The 20,357-nt window shown below is 63.5% G+C and carries 17 protein-coding genes; 8 read left to right on the top strand and 9 right to left on the bottom strand.

Going from position 1 to position 20,357, the window contains the following annotated elements:
* Positions 1 to 43: 43 nt before the first annotated feature.
* Complete coding sequence (gene xdhB / locus LHFGNBLO_RS06490; RefSeq protein WP_258605279.1) at positions 44 to 2,392, top strand: xanthine dehydrogenase molybdopterin binding subunit; 2,349 nt, start codon at positions 44 to 46, stop codon at positions 2,390 to 2,392.
* Between the two features lie 73 nt (positions 2,393 to 2,465).
* A complete protein-coding gene (xdhC, locus tag LHFGNBLO_RS06485; protein ID WP_258609628.1) occupies positions 2,466 to 3,557 on the top strand; it encodes a xanthine dehydrogenase accessory protein XdhC in 1,092 nt (363 codons plus the stop codon).
* An 8-nt stretch (positions 3,558 to 3,565) separates the two neighbouring features.
* Here the strand turns inward: xdhC and dps are convergent, their stop codons facing one another.
* Positions 3,566 to 4,054: a DNA starvation/stationary phase protection protein Dps gene (gene dps / locus LHFGNBLO_RS06480; protein ID WP_258605277.1), complete on the bottom strand. Its 489-nt coding sequence runs from the start codon at positions 4,052 to 4,054 to the stop codon at positions 3,566 to 3,568.
* 279 nt (positions 4,055 to 4,333) lie between these two features.
* Here dps and LHFGNBLO_RS06475 point away from each other — a divergent pair, with 279 nt between their 5' ends.
* On the top strand, positions 4,334 to 5,170 hold the full coding sequence (locus tag LHFGNBLO_RS06475; RefSeq protein WP_258605275.1) for a PhzF family phenazine biosynthesis protein: 837 nt from the start codon (positions 4,334 to 4,336) through the stop codon (positions 5,168 to 5,170).
* Positions 5,171 to 5,186: 16 nt separating this feature from the next.
* On the opposite strand, the gene LHFGNBLO_RS06470 is transcribed toward LHFGNBLO_RS06475, so the two are convergent.
* The 3 genes from LHFGNBLO_RS06470 to LHFGNBLO_RS06460 all read right to left on the bottom strand — a co-directional run bounded on the left by LHFGNBLO_RS06470 (position 5,187) and on the right by LHFGNBLO_RS06460 (position 8,469).
* On the bottom strand, positions 5,187 to 6,452 hold the full coding sequence (locus tag LHFGNBLO_RS06470; protein ID WP_258605273.1) for an LLM class flavin-dependent oxidoreductase: 1,266 nt from the start codon (positions 6,450 to 6,452) through the stop codon (positions 5,187 to 5,189).
* Positions 6,449 to 7,465 carry an LLM class flavin-dependent oxidoreductase gene (locus LHFGNBLO_RS06465; protein WP_258605272.1) on the bottom strand — a complete coding sequence of 339 codons (1,017 nt, stop codon included), beginning with the start codon at positions 7,463 to 7,465 and terminating at the stop codon, positions 6,449 to 6,451. Before LHFGNBLO_RS06465 ends, LHFGNBLO_RS06470 begins: the two co-directional genes overlap by 4 nt.
* A gap of 83 nt (positions 7,466 to 7,548) precedes the next feature.
* Positions 7,549 to 8,469, bottom strand: a complete 921-nt coding sequence (locus tag LHFGNBLO_RS06460) for a LysR family transcriptional regulator (protein WP_258605271.1) — start codon at positions 8,467 to 8,469, stop codon at positions 7,549 to 7,551.
* A 138-nt stretch (positions 8,470 to 8,607) separates the two neighbouring features.
* Here LHFGNBLO_RS06460 and LHFGNBLO_RS06455 point away from each other — a divergent pair, with 138 nt between their 5' ends.
* The 4 genes from LHFGNBLO_RS06455 to LHFGNBLO_RS06440 are packed head-to-tail and all read left to right on the top strand — an operon-like array spanning position 8,608 to position 12,974.
* Positions 8,608 to 9,825: a urate hydroxylase PuuD gene (locus LHFGNBLO_RS06455; RefSeq protein ID WP_258605270.1), complete on the top strand. Its 1,218-nt coding sequence runs from the start codon at positions 8,608 to 8,610 to the stop codon at positions 9,823 to 9,825.
* A 2-nt stretch (positions 9,826 to 9,827) separates the two neighbouring features.
* A complete protein-coding gene (gene guaD / locus LHFGNBLO_RS06450; RefSeq protein ID WP_258605269.1) occupies positions 9,828 to 11,156 on the top strand; it encodes a guanine deaminase in 1,329 nt (442 codons plus the stop codon).
* A 52-nt stretch (positions 11,157 to 11,208) separates the two neighbouring features.
* Positions 11,209 to 11,712, top strand: a complete 504-nt coding sequence (locus LHFGNBLO_RS06445; protein ID WP_258605268.1) for a heme-degrading domain-containing protein — start codon at positions 11,209 to 11,211, stop codon at positions 11,710 to 11,712.
* Positions 11,709 to 12,974 (top strand): glycerate kinase, encoded by a 1,266-nt coding sequence (locus LHFGNBLO_RS06440; protein WP_258605266.1) that lies wholly within the window; start codon positions 11,709 to 11,711, stop codon positions 12,972 to 12,974. The genes LHFGNBLO_RS06445 and LHFGNBLO_RS06440 overlap by 4 nt, the downstream gene beginning before the upstream one ends.
* A gap of 47 nt (positions 12,975 to 13,021) precedes the next feature.
* On the opposite strand, the gene LHFGNBLO_RS06435 is transcribed toward LHFGNBLO_RS06440, so the two are convergent.
* From LHFGNBLO_RS06435 to LHFGNBLO_RS06420, 4 genes are all read right to left on the bottom strand, one after another.
* Entirely contained in the window at positions 13,022 to 14,485 is a 1,464-nt protein-coding gene (locus LHFGNBLO_RS06435; RefSeq protein WP_258605264.1) for a UdgX family uracil-DNA binding protein, read from the bottom strand.
* Between the two features lie 2 nt (positions 14,486 to 14,487).
* Entirely contained in the window at positions 14,488 to 15,723 is a 1,236-nt protein-coding gene (locus LHFGNBLO_RS06430; RefSeq protein WP_258605262.1) for a putative DNA modification/repair radical SAM protein, read from the bottom strand.
* 98 nt (positions 15,724 to 15,821) lie between these two features.
* Positions 15,822 to 17,228, bottom strand: a complete 1,407-nt coding sequence (locus LHFGNBLO_RS06425; RefSeq protein ID WP_258605260.1) for a glutamine synthetase family protein — start codon at positions 17,226 to 17,228, stop codon at positions 15,822 to 15,824.
* Between the two features lie 11 nt (positions 17,229 to 17,239).
* Positions 17,240 to 18,622, bottom strand: a complete 1,383-nt coding sequence (locus tag LHFGNBLO_RS06420) for an aspartate aminotransferase family protein (RefSeq protein WP_258605259.1) — start codon at positions 18,620 to 18,622, stop codon at positions 17,240 to 17,242.
* Positions 18,623 to 18,780: 158 nt separating this feature from the next.
* Here LHFGNBLO_RS06420 and LHFGNBLO_RS06415 point away from each other — a divergent pair, with 158 nt between their 5' ends.
* The gene (locus tag LHFGNBLO_RS06415; RefSeq protein ID WP_258605258.1) at positions 18,781 to 19,233 is read left to right on the top strand and encodes a hypothetical protein; all 453 of its coding nucleotides are present in this window, start codon (positions 18,781 to 18,783) and stop codon (positions 19,231 to 19,233) included.
* Positions 19,234 to 19,239: 6 nt separating this feature from the next.
* On the opposite strand, the gene LHFGNBLO_RS06410 is transcribed toward LHFGNBLO_RS06415, so the two are convergent.
* Positions 19,240 to 20,214, bottom strand: a complete 975-nt coding sequence (locus LHFGNBLO_RS06410; RefSeq protein WP_258605257.1) for a WD40 repeat domain-containing protein — start codon at positions 20,212 to 20,214, stop codon at positions 19,240 to 19,242.
* Positions 20,215 to 20,357 lie beyond the last annotated feature (143 nt).

Below are 20,357 nucleotides of genomic sequence, written 5' to 3'. Positions count from 1 at the left end.
CACCTTCTCCCCGTGAACGGGGAGAAGGGAAGAGAGGCGCGTCATGACCAGCCATTCCCCCAACCTCAAGGCGCAAAAAATTGCCGGCGGCGTTGCTACCGACCAGCGCCATGATTCCGCGCACAAGCATGTCAGCGGCACGGCCATCTATATCGACGACATGCCGGAACCGGCCGGCACGCTGCATGGCTGCCTTGGGCTCTGCACAGCCACGCACGCCAGCATCATCAGGATGGATCTTTCAGCTGTACGCACCGCGCCCGGCGTCGTCGACGTGCTGACGGCCAAGGACGTGCCGGGCGAGAACGATATTTCGCCGACCGGCCGCCATGACGAGCCGGTGCTCGCCGACGGCAAGGTGCAATTCTTCGGTCAGCCAATCTTCTGCGTCATTGCCGAGACCCGCGAGCAGGCGCGCCGCGCCACTGGGCTGGCCAAGGTCGAGTACAAGGAATTGCCTTTCGTCACCGACATAGGCGAGCTCAATCCCAGGAAGGACAAACTGGTCACGCCGCCGCTGACCCTGAAGCGGGGCGATGCCGCTGCCGCAATCAAACAGGCACCGCGCCGGCTCAAGGGGCAGATGCGCATCGGCGGGCAGGACCATTTCTATCTCGAAGGCCAGATCGCCATGGCCGTACCCGGCGAGGATCAGGACGTCACAATCTACTCCTCGACCCAGCATCCGAGCGAAGTCCAGCATATGGTCAGCCATGCGCTCGGTGTGCCGAGCAACGCCGTGACGGTGGAGATCCGCCGCATGGGTGGCGGCTTCGGCGGCAAGGAAACGCAAGGCAACCAGTTTGCCGCGCTCGCGGCGATAGCTGCCAAGAAGCACCATCGCGCCGTGAAAATCCGACCCGACCGCGACGACGATATGATCGCCACCGGCAAGCGTCATGATTTCCTCGTCGACTACGAAGCCGGCTTCGACGACGACGGCAACATTCTCGCCGTCGACTTCATGTTCGCGGCGCGCTGCGGCTTTTCGTCGGACCTGTCAGGACCGGTGACGGACCGCGCGCTGTTCCATTGCGACAACACCTATTTCTGGCCGGCGGTGCACGCGCAATCGGCGCCGCTCTACACCAACACCGTGTCGAACACCGCCTTTCGCGGCTTCGGTGGCCCGCAAGGCATGGTCGGCGCCGAACGTGTCATCGACGAGGTGGCCTTTGCCGTCGGCAAGGACCCGCTCGAAATCCGCAAGAAGAATTTCTACGGCACCTCAGACCGCAACATAACGCCCTACCACCAGACGGTTGAGGACAACATCATCCACCGCATCGTTGCCGAGCTGGAGGCGAGTTCGGACTATGCAAGCCGCCGCCGTATCATCGATGCCTTCAACGCCAACAGTCGCTTCATCAAGCGCGGGCTGGCGCTGACGCCGGTCAAGTTCGGCATCTCGTTCACCGCCACGCACTACAACCAGGCCGGCGCGCTGGTGCATGTCTATACCGACGGTTCGGTGCATCTGAACCATGGCGGCACCGAGATGGGGCAGGGCCTCTACCTCAAGGTCGCGCAAGTGGTGGCCGAAGAATTCCAGATCGATCTCGACCAGGTGAAGATCACCGCCACGACGACCGGCAAAGTGCCGAACACCTCGGCCACCGCCGCGTCTTCCGGCTCAGACCTCAATGGCATGGCGGCGCAGAACGGCGCGAGACAGATCAAGGATAGGCTCACCGACTTCGCCGCCGAGAAATACCAGGTGCCGCGCGACCAGGTGCTGTTCCTGCCCAACCGGGTGCGCATCGGCAATCAGGAGATCCCCTTCGCCGACCTGATCAAACAGGCCTACATGGCGCGTATCCAGCTTTCCGCTGCGGGTTTCTACAAGACGCCAAAAATCCACTGGAACCGCGACAAGGGTCAGGGCCGTCCCTTCTACTATTTCGCCTATGGCGCCTCGTGCTCGGAAGTCTCGGTCGACACGCTGACCGGCGAATACATGGTCGAGCGCACCGACATATTGCACGAGACCGGCCGTTCGCTGAATCGCGCCATCGACCTCGGTCAGATCGAGGGTGGCTTCATCCAGGGCATGGGCTGGCTGACGACGGAGGAACTGTGGTGGGATGGCAGGGGCCGGCTACGCACCCATGCGCCGTCGACCTACAAGATCCCGCTCGCCTCCGACCGGCCGAAGATATTCAACGTGACGCTGGCTGACTGGCCGCAAGCCGGTGAGCCGACGATCCATCGCTCCAAGGCGGTCGGCGAGCCGCCTTTCCCGCTCGGCATGTCGGTGCTGCATGCTTTGTCGGATGCGGTGGCGAGCGTTGCCGACCACCGGATCTGTCCGCGTCTCGACGCTCCCGCAACACCGGAGCGGGTGCTGATGGCGATCGAACGGCTGAAAGGCGAAGCCAAGGCCGGCGCCTGAGTCCGACCCGGGGTCGGCAAGGCGTGCAATTCAGGCCGAAAAACTCTATGTTTCCCGCACGGGAATGCGAATGATGACCTCGAAAGTGCAAAGCCTGAAAGACTTCCTTGCTGGCCAAGGCCGCATCGCTTTGGTCGAGGTGGCGGGGACAAAAGGCTCGACGCCGCGCGAGAAGGGCGCCTTCATGCTCGTCTCGGCCGCAGCGATATCGGGCACGATCGGCGGCGGCCAACTCGAATATATGGCGATCGACAAGGCCCGGCAGATGCTCTTCTCCCCCCTTGAGGGGGAAGAGGAGCGATCGGCCGAAGGCCGAGAAAAAGCCAACGATTTGGTTTTTTCAGCGACGAGCGCCCGGAGCCATAGCGAAGGGCAGGCCGCGAAGCGGCCAGAGGGGGTCGGCACAGGCAGCGCGCGACTTAAGACAACGTCGAGCACTGCCGCAACGACCCCATCCGGCGGCTTCGCCGCCACCTTCCCCTCAAGGGGGAGGGATACCCGCATCGGGGTCGACGAAGTGTGCGCCACGCTCGACGTTCCGCTCGGGCCGGAAATCGGCCAGTGCTGCGGCGGCAGGGTCGAGGTGCTGATCCGGCTGGTCGATGCGGCGCTGGCGCAAGAACTGATCGCCGCCGCGGAAGCCGAGGAAGCACACCTGCCGCATGTCTATATCTTCGGCGGCGGCCATGTCGGCCAGGCGCTGGCCTCGGCAGTGGCCTTGCTGCCTGTGCATGTCGTCGTCATCGAGACGCGGGCCGAGGCGCTGGAAGGCATGCCGGAAACCGTCGAAACCAGTCTGACACCGATGCCCGAAGCAATGGTGCGCAAGGCCCCGGCAGGAACAGCCTTCGCCATCCTCACCCACGACCATGCGCTGGATTTCCTGATCGTCTCGGAGGCGCTGAAACGCGACGACAGCGCCTATGTCGGCATGATCGGCTCGAAGACCAAGAAGGCAACGTTCAGAAACTGGTTCCTGAAATCGGCCGATGGAAGCGAGGCGGACTTTGCCCGCCTCGTCTCGCCGATCGGCAGCGATGCGGTCAAGGACAAGCGACCGCAAGTCATCGCGGCGCTTGCGGCCGCGGAGATCATGACAGCGATCGTCGCCCGTTCAACTTCGACAGTTCCGGGTGAAGCCGATCGCAAGGCGATGGCTGGCTAACGCTACGTCTATTCCTTCTCCTGCGTGTGCGCTTCCAGGAACCACAGCAATTTGTCGAGTGAGCGCGAATAGGCGGTGAAGATGTCGGCGGTGTCGGCATCGCCGGCGTCCGCGGCCTCGTCGATCGCCGCGCGCGTCAATTTGGCTGCTGCCGCGTAGCGGTCGATCAGCGCCGCCAGATGATCCTTGGTCTTGTGGATGTCGGTCGGATAAGGCTTCAGCTTGGTCGCCTTCGCCACCTCCTGCGATGTGCCATGCGCGGTGCCGCCGAGCTGCGCGGCGCGCTCGGCAATGATGTCGACATGGCCGTCGATCTCCTTGCGGAACGTGTCCAGCATCTCGTGGATGGCGATGAACTGCGGCCCCTTGACGTTCCAATGCGCCTGCTTGGTGATCAGCGCCAGATCGATGGCATCTGCAAGGCGGGCGTTCAAGAGATCGATCGACTCCTTCTTGGCGTTGGATTTCAGATCGTTCTTGGTGACGATGGCGTCCATGATTGGCTCCTGTGGCGGTTGGGGAGAGGGGTGGATATGGGGGGGCGATCTCCAATAACGGCCGCGACCCCCTCGCCCGCGCACGGCCGATACAAGGCTCAAAACGGCAACACGTGACTTTCGTTCCGATCAAAGTCCGTCAAATTAGCTTGCGGGTTCTGAACCGCAGCGCGATTTGCGGGCTGTGAGCAAAAGTCACAGCTGCTCCTCGCTTTCCTCGGTTCTCAATTGGCCAAGGACAGTGTTTCCTGCGCGCCATTCAGCACGAGGCGAGGTCAGATGGACGTATTGAGAATCGCGGCTTTTTCGGATGGCGACACCGGCGGCAATCCTGCCGGGGTGGTGATAGGGGATATCCTTTCCGATGCGGCGGACATGCAGGGCGTTGCGGCAGAGGTTGGATTTTCTGAAACCGCCTTTGCCGCGCGCGAGGGTGACGGCTGGCGCGTCCGCTACTTTTCGCCGGAGTCGGAAGTTCCCTTCTGCGGACATGCCACGATCGCCCTTGGTGCGGCGCTGGTCCGGCAGTTTGGCGACGGGACCTTCAAGTTGAGCCTCAACCAGGCCGGCATCACCGTCGAAGGTTTTCGCGATGGCCCCAACATTACCGCCGCGCTGCAGTCGCCGCCGACGCGTAGCAAACCAGCCTCGGCAGCACTGATCGACGAGGCGCTGGCGCTTTTCGGCTATGCCTCCGGCGATCTCGATCCGGCGATTCCGCCGGCGCTGATCCATGGTGGCGCGGATCATTTTGTTCTGGCGCTGAATTCGCGAAAAGCGCTCGCCGCCATGGCCTATGAGCTGAAAGCCGGTCAGGCCTTGATGCGGCGCGAAGGGCTGGTCACCATCCTGCTCGCCTACGCCGAAACGCCGCGCCTTTTCCACACCCGCAATCCGTTTGCCTCCGGCGGCGTCTATGAGGATCCGGCGACCGGGGCCTCGACGGCGGCATTTGCCGGCTATCTGCGCGACCTTGGCTGGCCGCATGGCGGCGCCATCGATATCGTACAAGGCGAGGATATGGGCATGCGTTCGCGCCTGCATGCCGACATTCCGCCCGCACCTGGCAGCTCGATCAGGGTTTCCGGAACCGCCCGGATGATGGACGCCGGCTGAAGCGCAGCCGCACGGCTCAGGCCGACAACGGCCGTTTCAAGCCCAGGTGGTCGCACAGCGTGTGGCCTTCATAGTCCTTGCGGAAAAGGCCGCGCCGCTGCAGTTCCGGCACGACGAGCGTGGCAAAGGCATCGAGTTCGCCGGGAAAATATGACGGCATGACATTGAAACCGTCTGCAGCACCCCCTTCGAACCGCGCCTGCAATTCGTCGGCGATCTGGGCTGGCGTTCCGACGATGCGCCAGTGGCCGCGCGCGCCGGCGAAATGGCGCGCAAGCTGGCGGATGGAGAGCTTGTCGCGGCGCGACTGCTCGACGACCAGCGCCTGCCGGCTCTTCATCCCTTCGCTGGGCGGCAGCTCCGGTAATGGCCCGTCGATGGGATAGCGCCACAGATCGGAGATGCTCAGATAGCTGGACAGCAGCGCGACGCCGACATCGTCGGGGATCAGCTCCTGCAATTCCTCATGCTTCTCACGGGCTTCCGATTCCGTTGCGGCCACCACGGGCGCCACGCCCGGCATGATCTTGATGTCGTTCGGCTCTCGCCCATAGGCCGCCAGGCGCCCCTTGAGATCGTCGTAGAAGGCCTTTGCTTCCTCGAATGTCTGCGCCGCGGTGAACACCACGTCGGCGGTGCGGGCGGCAAGGTCGCGGCCGACATCCGAGGCGCCGGCCTGAACCATCACCGGCGCGCCCTGCGGCGAACGCGGCAGGTCGAGCGGGTCGCGCACCGAGAAACTCTGGCCGTCGTGGCCGCCGTCGAGCTTGCCATGCCAAAGTCCGGTGACCACCTCGGCGAACTCACGCGCACGCTCGTAGCGGTCTGCGTGTGGACGCAGGCCGGTCGAGCCGAAATTGGCGGCCTCGATGGGACTGCCCGAGGTGACCAGGTTCCAGCCGGCGCGGCCGCCGCTCAGCTGGTCGAGCGACAGGAAGGTCCGCGCCAGCCCGTAGGGCTCGTTGTAGCTTGTCGACGCCGTGGAGACGAGGCCGATGCGGCTGGTCTGGACCGCAAGCGCCGAAAGCAGGCTGATCGGCTCGAAGCCGATCGAACGCGAGGTCTGACTGGCGATGCCGACATTGGCCTCGCGCAAGCCGGCGGCGTCCTCGCAGAAGACCATGTCGAATTTTGCCGCCTCCGCCGTCCGCGCCAATTGGATGTAGTGGTCGATGTCGATGCCCGCCGTCACATGCGCTTGTGGGTGGCGCCAGGCGGCAATGTGGTGGCCTGTCGCCCACAGGAAGGCGCCAAGCTTCATCTGACGTCGACCGGCGGTCATGGTTCGCCTCCCCCTGCAAGCCCGAGACGCGAGCGCAGCGTCGTGCCTCGATAGTCCAGCCGAAGCAGGCCGCGACGACGAAGCTCCGGCAGTACGCGGTCGGCGAAATCGTCGAGCGCCGACACATGGGGCGGCATCAGCATGTTGAAACCGTCGCAAGCTTCTGAGCGAAAGCACTCTTCGAGCCTGTCCGCAAATGCGTCGGTGCTGTCGATGACCGGCGCTATGGTCATCAGCACCTTCACCGCATCACGACCCAACGCCAGCGCCCGGCGCTTCAGATCGTCATAAAACACCTTGGCGCGTTCGGCCGATTGCTCGTCCAGCAGGATGACATCGGCGCTGCGAGCGGCAATATCCATGTCGGACCCCGATAGGCCGGACATGACGAGCACCGGCGTATCCTGCGGCGACCGCGCCACGTTCAGCGGTCCGCGCACGGAAAAGAACTCGCCCTTGTGGTCGAGCAGATGCATCTTTTCGGGGTCGTGGAAGCGACCGCCGCTTTTGTCGAACAACAGTGCGTCCGCATCCCACCCGTTCCACAAGCCCCTAACGATGCCGACATATTCCTCCGTGCGGCGGCGAAACTCGTCGCCGGAAAACCCGTCCGGCCGGCTGAAATTGGCCGCCTCGCGCGGAGCGGCAGACAGGATCGCGTTCCAGCCGGCGCGGCCATGGCTGATGACGTCGAGCGAGGCGAAACGGCGCGCCAGATTGTAGGGCTGGTGGGCGACCGTCGACGCAGCGGCGACGAGGCCGATGCTGCTCGTCACCGTCGCCAGCGCCGCCAGCAAGGTCGTCGCTTCGAACGGCACTTGCCGGTTCGATGTGTCGCTGGCGGAAGCCGGCGCGGAATCGGCAAGTACCACCATGTCCAGCCCGGCCGCTTCGGCCTTTTGCACGAACCGGGCCAGAAGGCTGAAGTCCGCACCGGCGGCTGGCATCCCGTCGGAAGCAGCATTTCCCGGGAGCAATGAAACGGCGAGATGCATTGTAGCGCCGTTGCCCATTAATCTTCTCTGCTGAAAGAATTTCCAGCCAAACTATGTCCGCTTTTGCGGAAAGCAACCCGGCGCGTGGTGCCAGCAGGCTATCATTTGCCGGCCAGCAGATCCTTGATCAGCCGCTGGCAGCGCTCGGCCATGAAGTCGAGCAGCAGCCGCACCTTCGGGTCCTGCAGCTTCTTGTGCGGATAGACGGCGGCGAACTGCACCGGCGTCGGCGGCGTGTCGGCGAGGATCACCTTCAGCCGCCGGTCGCGGATGAACGGCTCGACCTCGAAGCGCGGCTTGTTGATGATGCCGCGGCCAGATAGCGCCCAGCCGGTCAGCACATCGCCATCATCTGTGTCGTAGGGCCCGTGCACCTCGAATTTCTGCGGACCGCCCGGCATCTGCAGCGTCCACACATATTCGCGCGCGCCGGAATAGCGCAGCATCAGGCAGTCGTGCTTCTTGCCGATCAGTTCGTGAGGCTCGGTCGGCTCGCCACGCGCCTCCAGATATTTCGGCGCCGCCACCAGCACCCGCTCGCAATCCATGATGCCGCGCATGCGCAGGCTGGAATCCTCGATGATGCCGAGCCGGAAGGCAACATCGATGCCTTCCTTCATGATGTCGACATTGTGGTCGGAAAGCCTCAGCCGCACCTCGATATCGGGGTATTTGTCGTGGAAGTCGGGAATACCCGACGCCACCAGCCGCCGTCCAAGGCCAAGCGGCGCCGTCACCTTGATCGTGCCGCGCGGCTGGCCGGAAAGTGCCGAGACCGCGGCTTCCGCTTCGGTGATCGCTTCCAGCACCTGCTTGGCGCCGGAATAAAACACCGTGCCGTGCTCGGTCGGCATCAACTGCCGCGTCGTGCGGTTGAACAGCCGCACGCCAAGGTGTTTTTCGAGTTCCTTGATACGGTTGGAGGCAACCGCCGGCGAAATGCGCATATCGCGGCCCGCCGCCGACAGGTTGCCGAGTTCGACGACGCGGACGAAAACAGCGATGTTGTCGAGATAGGCCATGCGGATTTCGTGGCTCTCATGCGGCTGCGCTAAGTGAGCCTAGTATTTTCCATTTTTTTTTGAAAGTCATCGTGCACCTCGCCCCTTTCCGTTTGCGCTCCAGCCCGTAAAGTCGCCCAATCGGCAGGGACGACGTCAATGATGGATTTCGCAATTTTCTGGGACTGGCTGAGTTTCGCCGTGCGCTGGCTGCATGTCGTCACCGGCATCGCCTGGATCGGCTCCTCCTTCTATTTCGTCGCGCTCGACCTTGGCCTGCGCCAGCGTCCGGGCATGCCGGTCGGCGCCTTCGGCGAAGAATGGCAGGTCCATGGCGGCGGCTTCTACCACATCCAGAAATATCTGGTGGCGCCGGCCGAAATGCCCGAGCATCTGACCTGGTTCAAATGGGAATCCTACGCCACCTGGCTGTCGGGCTTCGCCATGCTGTGCGTCGTCTACTATGCCGGCGCCGACCTGTTCCTGATCGACCCGAATGTGCTTGCCATGTCGGTGCCGGTTGGCATCTGCCTGTCGCTGGCGACCATCGGCGTCGGCTGGGTGGTCTACGATCTCCTGTGCCGGTCGCCGCTGGGCAAGAGCGACACCGGCTTGATGCTGGTGCTCTATGGCGTGCTGGTGTTCATCGCCTGGGGGCTCACCCATCTGTTCACGGGACGCGCCGCCTTCCTGCATCTTGGCGCCATCACCGCGACGATCATGTCGGCCAACGTCTTCATGGTCATCATTCCCAACCAGAAGATCGTCGTCGCCGACCTTGTCGCGGGACGCAAACCCGATCCGAAATACGGCAAGATCGCCAAGCAGCGCTCGCTGCACAACAATTACCTGACGTTGCCGGTCCTGTTCCTGATGCTGTCGAACCACTATCCGCTGGCGTTCGGCACGCAGTTCAACTGGGTGATCGCCTCGCTGGTGTTCATCATCGGTGTGCTGATCCGGCACTATTTCAACAGTGTGCACGCGCGCAAGGGCAACCCGACCTGGACCTGGCTGGCCGCAACCATCCTGTTCGTCGTCATCATCTGGCTGTCGACGGTGCCGAAGGTTCTAACCGGCGAGCCCAAGGCTTCCGCCGCTGCCGAGATCTATGTTGCCTCGGCGCATTTCCCGGCCGTGCGCGACACGGTGCTAGGCCGTTGCTCGATGTGCCATACGGCGGAGCCGGTCTATGAAGGCATCTACCATGCGCCGAAGGGCGTGATACTGGACACCGATGCCGGCATCGCCGAGCACGCCCGCGAGATCTATCTGCAGGCCGGCCGCAGCCATGCCATGCCGCCCGCCAACGTCACCCAGATTACCGACAAGGAGCGGGCACTGCTGGTGGCCTGGTTCGAAGGCGCGGGAAAATAAGCATGACCTCCACACTTCTGCGCGGCCGCACGCTCACCTTCTTGCGCTGGCCTGAAGCCATCGATGACCATTCCGCCTGGCGTTACGAGGAAGATGGCGGCCTGCTGATCCGCGACGGCAGGATCGTCGCCGCCGGCGCCTATACGCAAGTCGAGAAACGGGCCGGCGAAGGGGCGAAAAGAATCGACCACCGGCCGCATCTGCTGCTGCCGGGCTTCATCGACGCGCATGTGCATTTTCCGCAGATGCAGGTCATCGCCTCCTACGGCGCCGAACTGCTCGACTGGCTGAACACCTACACCTTTCCGGAAGAGACGAAGTTCGCCAATGCCCAACATGGCCGCCGTATCGCGCGGCTGTTCCTGGACGAGATGGTGCGCCACGGCACGACGACGGTCGCCGCCTACTGCTCCGTGCACAAGGCTTCCGCCGAAGCCTTCTTCGCCGAGTCGCATGACCGCAACATGCTCAACATCGCCGGCAAGGTGATGATGGACCGCAATGCGCCGGAGGGCGTGCTCGACACGCCGCAATCGGGCTACGACGACAGCAAGGCGCTGATCGCGCAATGGCATGGCAAGGGGCGGCAGCACTACGCCATCACGCCGCGCTTCGCCATCACCTCGTCGCCGGAACAGCTGGAGATGGCCGGTGCGCTCTGCCGTGAGCATCCGGACCTGCACATGCAGACGCATCTGTCGGAAAACCACGCCGAGATCGCCTTCACCCAAAAACTCTATCCGCAGGCGCGCGACTATACCGATGTCTACGAGCACTACGGCTTGTTGGGGAAAAAGAGCCTTTTCGGCCACTGCATCCATTTGTCAGAGCGCGAGGCCGATGCGCTGTCGGACAGCGGTTCGGTTGCGGTGTTCTGCCCGACTTCCAACCTGTTCCTCGGCTCCGGCCTGTTCAATTATCAGCGCTACCGCACGCGTGACAAAGCCCTCCGGATTGCGGCTGCCACCGATGTCGGCGGCGGCACCAACTATTCGATGCTGCGCACCATGGACGAGGGCTACAAGGTCATCGCGCTGAACGGCGAGAAGCTGAACCCATTCCAGTCCTTCTGGCAGCTCACCCGCGGCAATGCCGAGGCGCTGTCGGTCGCGGAAAAAGTCGGCACACTGGACCAGGGTACCGATGCCGACATCGTCGTGCTCGACACCAGCGCCACGCCGGCGATGCGGCTGCGCATGGAGACGGTGAACACGCTGGCCGAAGAGCTGTTTCTGCTGCAGACGCTTGGCGATGATCGTGCCGTGCGCGAGGTCTATGTCGCGGGACGGGCGGCCAAGAGCGAGATCCCGGTCCCGCACGTCTCGGCTTGACCCGGCGACAGCCATCGGTCAAAGCGTGCGGCGAGATTGACAGGGGAACGACATGGCCGTTGCCGAAGACATCGAGACCATCAAGAGACAGGAAGCGACCCTTGTCTTTTCCACCTTTGACGAGGCTGTCGCTTTCAAGATCGGCTCGGTGATCCGCGAGCGGGCGCTGGCCGAGAACATGCCGATCATCGTCGACATCAGGACTTTCGACCGGCCGCTGTTTTACGCGGCGATGCCGGGCTCGAACGCCTCCAATCCGGATTGGGCACGGCGCAAGATCAATGTGGTGAAACGGTTCCTGAGAAGCACCTATCGCATGGTGCTGGAGCAGCAGCGCCCCGACCGCAGCTTCAAGCCCGGCGAAGGGCTGGACATCGTTGACTATGTGCTGGCCGGCGGCGGCTTTCCGATAACGGTCAAGGGCGCCGGCGTCATCGGCGCGATTACCGTCTCCGGCCTGCCGGAGCGCGACGACCATGGCGTCGTCGTCGAAGCAATTTGCAGCCATCTCGGCCTCGACGCGCGCGAACTGGCACTGCCACCGGAAGCCAAATGACCAAGATCGATCCCAAGCCCTTCCTAACGTCCATCTTCAATGCCGCCGTGGCCGCCGCTGATCCCCAGAGAACCATCAGGGATCATTTGCCGGCAAAGCCAAAGGGGCGGACCATCGTCATCGGCGCCGGCAAAGGCTCGGCGCAGATGGCGGCGGCTTTTGAGAAGGTGTGGGACGGGTCGATCGAAGGCCTGGTCGTCACCCGCTACGGCTATGGCGCGAAATGCGAACGCATCGAGATCATCGAAGCGGCGCATCCGGTGCCGGACGCCGCCGGCCTCGAAGCATCGCGCCGGCTGTTGGCGAAGGTGCAGGGGCTGACTGAGGACGATCTGGTCGTGGCGCTGATTTCCGGTGGCGGCTCGGCGCTCTTGCCCTCGCCCGCCGGAACCCTGACGCTGGCCGACGAGATCGCCGTCAACGAGGCGCTGCTCGCCTCCGGCGCGCCGATTGCGGCGATGAACACTATCCGCAAGCACGTCTCCACCATCAAGGGCGGCAGGCTGGCGGCCGCCGCATTTCCGGCCAGGGTTGTCTCATTGGTCGTCTCCGACATTCCCGGCGACAATCCAGCGCTGGTCGCCTCCGGCCCCACGGTTCCCGATTCAGGCAGCCGCGAGGATGCGCTGGCGTCGATATCAGCCTATGGCATGAAGCTGCCGGCCGCTGTGATGGCGCATATCAATTCGCCGGCGGCCGACGCGCCACGGGCGGATGATGCGCGTTTTGCCCGCAATGAAGTGCACCTGATCGCCTCGGCCGGCGTGTCGCTGGAAGCGGCGGCAGCGGAAGCGAAACGGCAAGGCATCGAAGCGATTATCCTCTCCGACTCGATCGAGGGCGAGGCGCGCGAGGTCGGCGGCGTCCACGCGGCGATCGCGCGCGAAGTGGCGACGCGAAACCGACCATTCAGGAAGCCAGTGCTGGTCCTGTCGGGCGGCGAGACGACCGTGACCTTGCGGGCAAAAGGCAAGGGCGGTCGCAACAGCGAATTCCTGCTCGCCTTCGCCATCGGCATCAGCGGCGCGGAGGGCATCCATGCGCTGGCCGCCGACACCGACGGCATCGACGGCTCGGAAGACAATGCCGGCGCCTTCGCCGACGGCTCGACGGTGTCGCGGATGCGGGTGACGGGCGTCGATGCCAAGGCCATGCTCGCAGGCAACAACGCCTGGACAGCGTTCAACGCCGTCGGCGATCTTTTCCTGCCCGGCCCGACCGGGACCAATGTGAATGACCTCAGGGCGATCCTGATCCGGTAGGGCAATACCAGGGGAAGTGGGTCACGGGAATTGCGAAACAAAATACATCAGGCAGCCATCAGTCGTTTCACTTGCTTCATATCCTGCAGGAACCGCTCGCGCTCGGCCTCCTTGTCCGAAGGTTGTTTAATACGCAGGATGAAGGAGGGATGGATGGTGATGAAGACGCGCAAGCCGTCTTCGCGCTCGATCACTTGACCGCGCATTTTGGTCACCGGGATCGCCTTCCCCAACAGCGACAACGCCGCCGTTGCACCAAGCGCCACGGCGAGATCCGGCTTGATCAGTTCGAATTCGCGGTCGAGCCACCAGCGGCAGGCCTGAACTTCCCCGGCATTCGGCTTGGAATGGATGCGACGCTTGCCGCGCGGTTCGAATTTGAAATGCTTGACCGCATTCGTGACATAGACTTTCTGACGATCGACTCCGGCGTCGTCCAGTATCACGTCGAAGACCTTGCCAGCCGGGCCGACGAAGGGCTTGCCGGCGAGATCTTCCTGATCGCCAGGCTGTTCGCCGACGAAGATCACCCTGGCATTGTCGGGCCCTTCACCGAACACGGTCTGCGTCGCCTCGCGCCACAGCGGGCAGCGGTGGCAACCCTTCGCCACCTCTCGCAGTTCGGAAATGGTGCCGGCGTCATCGTCCTTTACCGTTTCTGCAGGCTCATGCTTCGGCCAGTGTCTTGCCTGCACCTTGGCGTGGTGCGGTGCAGGTGTCGTCGGCATTCTGGCAATCATGTCCATGGCGGCCTTGTCCGCTCCTGCGATCAGCTCTGGAATGAGCGAGGCTTCGGGAAGGTTCCGCCAATATTTCTTAGGCATCTCCTTCTGCATTGCCTTCACCTTGAGCCTCGCCGGATTGAAGATGTTCTTAAAATAGGTCAGCCACAGCGCCTCGGCATCGTCTTGCGCCGGCGCATCGCCTTTGGCGGCGCCGGGGCCGATCGCCAGTCTCTCGCCATCCCAATCGGCGGATGCATACGGCGTCAGGATCGTCCAGCGCATGCCGGTGAAGCGTTTGACGAAGAAGCTCGCATTGCGCTCGACAATGAAATGATCAGGCTCGAACCAGGCGACATAGCGTTCGCCGGCGCCATCGTCGATCTTCCGGAAGCGCACGAAGGCACGCATCTTGTGGATGTCGCGGCGCACCGCCTTTTCCATGGTTTCGAGGCGTCTGGTATCGACATCCGATGCGATCGCCAGCAGCTTTGGCTCGTCGCGCAAGCGCCAAAGCATCCGATAGAGGAAAGCGAACCGGCCGGGATCGGAATGGCAAAAAGCGGTTTGAGCGTGTTCGATGAAATCGCGTGGTACGACGAGTTGTGCTCCCGTCGGCACAGCCGGCAAATAGGCCTGATCGGAGTCCGCAGCGACACTCCAACTGATGTCCTCGGGCCTGACTTCATCAAGTGCCAGTCGGCGTGCCGCGTCGCGCCAGCCGGCGAAGTCGGTCTCGCTGTCGAGCCGTACATAGTATCGGGCAAGATCGAGCTCAGCCGGCTGCATGGTCAAAACAGCGACAGCTGTTCGCAGGATCGCACGATCTTGTCGCGCAGGCCCGCCTTGTCGGTGAGCGCGCCCGGCGACCATCCTTCGGCGATGATGAATGGTCGCAGCTTGGCGATCGATTGGCACAGCCGTCCGACATCCTCGAGCCGCAGCCGCCGGCGGCGGCGCGTCTCCAGGATTTTCGCGATCACCTTGGTGCCGAGACCCGGAACCCGCAGCAGCGCTTCGCGGTCGGCGCGATTGATATCGACGGGAAACTGTCCCCGGTTGCGCAGCGCCCAGGCCAGCTTCGGGTCGATGGCGAGGTCAAGCATGCCGTCGCTGCTGCCGGCCAGGATTTCCGGCTGCGAAAACCCGTAGAAGCGCATCAGCCAATCAGCCTGGTAAAGGCGGTGTTCGCGCATCAAAGGCGGCTTCTGCAAGGGTAGCGACGACGACGAATCCGGGATCGGGCTGAAGGCGGAATAGTAGACGCGCCTGAGATGATAGCTGCCATACAGGCGCGCGCTGGTGCGCAATATCCCGTCGTCGGAGGTCTTGTCGGCGCCGATGATCATCTGGGTCGACTGGCCGCCTGGCGCGAAGCGTTCGCGCTTTTTGGTCCTCAGCGTCGGTTCGGCCTTCTCCTCCATCTTCTGGCGCAGTCTGGCCATCGAAAGCCGGATCGTTTCCGGCTTCTTCTCCGGCGCCAGTCTTTTCACCCCTTCGTCGGTCGGCAACTCGACATTGATCGACAGCCGGTCGGCATAGATTCCTGCCTTCTCGACCAGTTCCCGCGAACTTTCAGGGATGGTTTTCAGATGTATGTAGCCGGAAAACTTCTCTTCCAGCCGCAACCGCCGCGCGACTTCGACCATCTCGCCCATGGTCTCGTCCGGCGAGCGGATGACGCCCGAAGACAGGAACAGGCCCTCTATATAGTTGCGCCGATAGAAATCCATGGTCAGCTTCACCACCTCATCGATGGTGAAGCGGGCGCGGCGCACATTCGAGGATGAGCGGTTGATGCAATAGCTGCAGTCGTAGATGCAGAAATTGGTCAGCAGGATTTTCAGCAGTGAAATGCAACGACCGTCCGGCGCGTAGGAATGGCAGATGCCCATTCCTTCGGTGGAACCGATGCCGCCGGATTTCAGCGAATCCTTTTTTGCCGCGCCAGACGACGCACAGGAAGCGTCGTATTTGGCGGCATCGGACAGGATCGCGAGTTTTTCGCGGACGGGAAGTGTGGCCATACGTTCATGATATGTTCTAGACAGCTGCCACGCTATCACATTTGACGTAGGCGGTGAAAAAGTGATCGCCGCTCGGATCAGCTGTCTTCCGGCGCGGATCACACCTCGTGCAGATAGAGGTGGTAGTCCAGTTCGCTGACTGTGCGTGCCACGCGCAGATATTCGGATTGCTTGATCGCCACGAATGTCCGGTGCAGGTCTTCGCCGAGAGCGCCTTTCAGGAAGTCGGACGCCCTTGCCGCTTCGATCGCGGCGCGCCAGTCCACCGGCATTGTCGTGCGCGTGATTGCTGATTCGTAGCCATTGCCGGTGGTCTCAGGCCCGGGGTCGAGCCCTTCGTCCAGACCTTTGACGATTCCGGCCAGCACCGTCGCCGCGATCAGGTAGGGATTGGCGTCGACGCCGGACGGCCGGTGCTCGATGCGCCGGTTCTTGGCGTCGCCCGCCGGCACGCGCAGCGCCACCGAACGGTTGTTGACGCCCCAGGTCGGCGCCACCGGGGCGTAAGATTGCGAGACGAAGCGCCGCCACGAATTAGCATGGGGGGCAAACACCAGCATCGATTCCGCCATGGTCTGGATCAGCCCACCGAGCCCCTGCAGCAGCGGCAGCGACCAGCTTTCGCCGCCGGCTTCGGCAAACACGTTCCTGCCGGTCTTGTCCTGCAGCGAGACATGGAAATGCATGCCCGAGCCGGCATATTTCTCGATCGGCTTGGCCATGAAGCAGGCGGTGACGCCATGACGGCGCGCCTGCGCCCGCACCAGCCGCTTCAGCATGACGAGGTCGTCGGCCGCGCGCATCACGTCCTTGCGGTAGTTCAGCGTCAACTCGTACTGGCCCGGCGCGTATTCGGAGATGACCGTCTCGGCCGGAATGCCTTGCACCTTGGCCGCCGCATAGATGTCGGAAAACAGCGGTTCCATGCCGTGCAGATGGTCGACGGAATAGACCTCGGTCTTGGCCGAACGACGGCCGTCGAGCACGGCGTCCGCCGGCTTCACCTTGCCGTCCGCATCGCGCTCGTTGGCGAGCAGGAAGAATTCGAGCTCGAAGGCGCCGGCCGGATAAAGGCCTTTCGCCGCCAGTATGTTCACCTGGCGGGCCAGCGCCAGCCGAGGGTCAGACGACATCGGCTGGCCGTCGAGATGGTACATCGCCATCAGCACCTGGCCGCGCGGCGGCTGCGTGCCGAACAGCGGCACCAGTGTGCCGGGGATCGGCCATGCCCGCAGGTCGCCGTCGCCGGTCGTCCAGATCAGCCCGGTCTCGTGGACATCCTCGCCGGTGATGTCGAGGCCGAGGATCGAGATCGGCATGTGCCGGCCGCCTTCGAAGATGCTCATCAATTCGTGCCTGCGCACGATCTTGCCGCGCCCGACGCCATTGGCGTCGGTCAGCACGATGTCGAAGGCCTCGATCTCGGGATGGGCGTCGAGAAAGGCTTGCGCTTCGGTGGGCGAGGACCCCGAAGGCGAGGTCAGCATGGCATTGGGGTTGTCCATGGCCGCTTGTCTCATGCCGCAAGCTTTGCCGCAACCGCTGCGAAGGCGGTGATCAGCCGGTTGACCTGGGCAGCGCTGGTCGCCGGCGAGATCAGCATCATGTTGTGGAAGGGTGCGATCAGCACGCCGCGATTGACCAGCGCAACATGGATTGCGGCTTCGAGTTCCGGCGCGTGCGCCGCCTCAGCTTCGCCTCCATTCCTGAGCGAGCCGGGCGCGCAGATGAACTCGACGCGAGCGCCGACACGGGCAACATGCCAGGGCAGGCGGTAGCGGTCGATGACGGCGGTCAGCCCGGCGTCGAGCCGCCGCGCCAGACGGTCCATCCGGGCGTAGTTCTCATCGGTCATCACCTCTTCGAGCGTGGCGCGCATCGCCGCGAACTGCAGCGGGTTGGCCGACAGCGTCGTGCCCATGCCGGAATAGCCCGGCTCCTTGGTCCTGCTGTAGGCGGCGTAGCGCGTGGCGACGTCGTCGCTCATGCCCCATACACTTGCCGGCACCCCGCCGGCGATCGGCTTGCCCAACACGAACAGGTCCGGCTCAAGCCCGTATGCCCTGGTATAGCCGCCAGGGCCGGTCGAGATCGTGTGCGTCTCGTCGATCAACAGCAGCGTACCGGCCGCACGCGTCAATTTGCGCAGTGCGTCGTGAAAACCGGGATCGGGCAGCACCATGCAGGAATTGGTCAGCACCGGCTCGGTGATGACACAAGCAATTTGCCTGTCCCGGAGTGCTACCTCCAGCGCTGGCAGATCGTTGAACTCGATGACATCAGTCGCCCGGGTCAGGTCGCGGAATTCACCCGCCAGGCCAGGCCGGTTGACCGGTCTGCCATCAACCAGCCGCACCATCGTCTCGTCGACCGAGCCGTGATAGCAGCCGTTGAAGACGAGGATCTTTTCCCGACCCGTCACGGCGCGGGCAACGCGCAGTGCAAAACGATTGGCATCGGTCGCCGTCGTTGCGATCTGCCAGAAGGGCAGGCCGAAGCGCTGTTGCAGCAGCGGGCCGATGGCGAGTGCATCCTCGCTGGGCAGCATGTAGGTCAGGCCGCGTCCGGCCTGGCGGCGGATGGCACGGGCGACCGGCGGCGGCGAATGGCCGAACATAGAACCGGTGTCGCCGAGACAGAAATCATCGATCCGGTTGCCATCGATATCGGTGATGGTGGCGCCCTTGGCGCTGTCGACCAGGATCGGGAACGGCGTCGGCCAGTCGTTCATCCAGTGCATCGGTACGCCGCCGAAGAAGCCGGGCAGGCCATTGCCGATTTTCGCCGCCGATTTCGGCCGTGCCTCGCGGAAGGCTTCCGCCTCGGTTTCGCGCAGTTCGGCGATGCGCGTGGCGCTGATGCCACCGATCGGTGTGCTCGAATGGTCGATTGAATGCATAAAGGCCCCTCTCGCCGGGCACTGTAGACATTAGCGATCCGCAACCGCAATTGGCCGCCTGGCTACCCTGCATTGGTTCAGCGGCCACAGTGACGGACACTTGACCTCAGGGAGCGGTCCAGCATCAATGCGGCAAGGTTTTTGGTCAGGGGGGAAAAATGCGGACGATCATCTGCACTGCAACGCTGCTGCTATCGGCCGGTACTGCCTTTGCGAGCGGCGGTATCTGGTGTTCCGCCGAGGATGCAGCGGCAACATTCCAGGTCGAAGCCGGCGTCACCCGGGGCATGGGCGGCCCAACCTTCAACTTTCGCGGCGATCTCGAAATTCTGGGCCGACCCTCCGACGACAGCCTGCGCAAGACGGTCTTCGAGGATTCCAACCTGACGCAGTATTGGCTCGACGGCAAGGAACTGCGGCTGAACATCTATCGCGAACACGAGGTCGCGCAACGCTTCAACTCGGTCGAACTGACGATCCTGACCAAGACCAGCGACGAAGGGGTCTATGACGGGCGCTATACGCTCGCCATCTATGACGCTGCTGCGGATACGGACCAGGAAGGCAAGCCGGTGGAAGTCACCGGCAAGGTATCCTGTGGAGTCGAATAGGGAAGACTACGCCGAAATGTCGATGACGCCGCAATCGCCGGCGGCGCTGCCGAAGGCGACGCGACGCTCTTCCTTGTCCCACATCATCGAGGTGATGGCGCCCTTGCCCGGCCGGCGCAGCAGCACCTCCTTGGCGTCGGCAAAGCGCACCGCCATCACCATGCCGTCGTCATAGCCGACGGCGACGACATCCTGGCTCGGATGGCAGGCGACCGCCGTCACCATGGCGTTGCCGCGCGTGCCGAGCTCCAGCGGTGCCTTGCCCATCGGCCCGTCCTTGCCCGAAAACGGCCAGACGATCGCTGCCGGCGCGCCGGAACTCGCCAGCCATTTGCCCTTGGCGCTCCACGACAGGCTTTTGACCTTGCCGGGATAGCCGGTCATGCGCATGTGCTTGCCGTCGGCGAGCTTCCAGCCATGCAGCGCGTTTTCCTGCATGGTGGTGACGAGGAAGGCGCCATCCGGCGAGAACGTGATGCCGGTATGGGCACCGGCCCATTCGAGCTCGACCGGCTTGCCCTCGGCCGCCGGGAAATGCAGTGTCGCGCCATTGTAGCGGGCGACGCCGAAACGCATGCCCTTGGGCGAGAACGCCAGCCCCTCGACCGAGCGCGGGTGCGCAAATTCCTTGGTCTTGCCGTCTGCAAAGCGCACGAAGGCGGTCTTGCCGGTGGCATAGGCGATGGCGCCTTGCGGTCCGGCGGCGACGCTGGTTATCCATTTTTTGCCGGCGCTCGCCAGTTCCTGGACGTTGCCGCCAGCGGCAGTCGAAAAAATCTTGCCGTCCTCGCCGCCGGTGATCAGCCGGTCGTTGGCCGCGTCATGGAAGGCGGCGAGCAGCCCGTCATTGGCTTGCATCGTCTTGTGGCCATGGTCGAGCCGGTGGACGGCGCCATCGGCCAGCGCGAAATGCGGCACGTCGCCAAGAAAGACGGCGGCGATGCAATGTCCCTGGAGATCAAGCGGGGCGACGGTGGGCATGAGAGACTATTCCATTCGAAATTTTTGCTGCCCCTCACCCTTACGGGGTTGAGCCACGGGTCTCAACCCGCCCTTCGGACCCCGCAAGGACGGGAGAGAGGTCGCCAACGTTGCAGCTAGGTGCGGCTCTTCCCTTCTCCCAC

This window comes from Mesorhizobium sp. AR10, assembly GCF_024746795.1.
Taxonomy (GTDB): Bacteria; Pseudomonadota; Alphaproteobacteria; order Rhizobiales; family Rhizobiaceae; genus Mesorhizobium.
The sequence above is the reverse complement of the archived record's forward strand: the minus strand, read 5'-3'. Positions and strand labels throughout refer to the sequence as shown.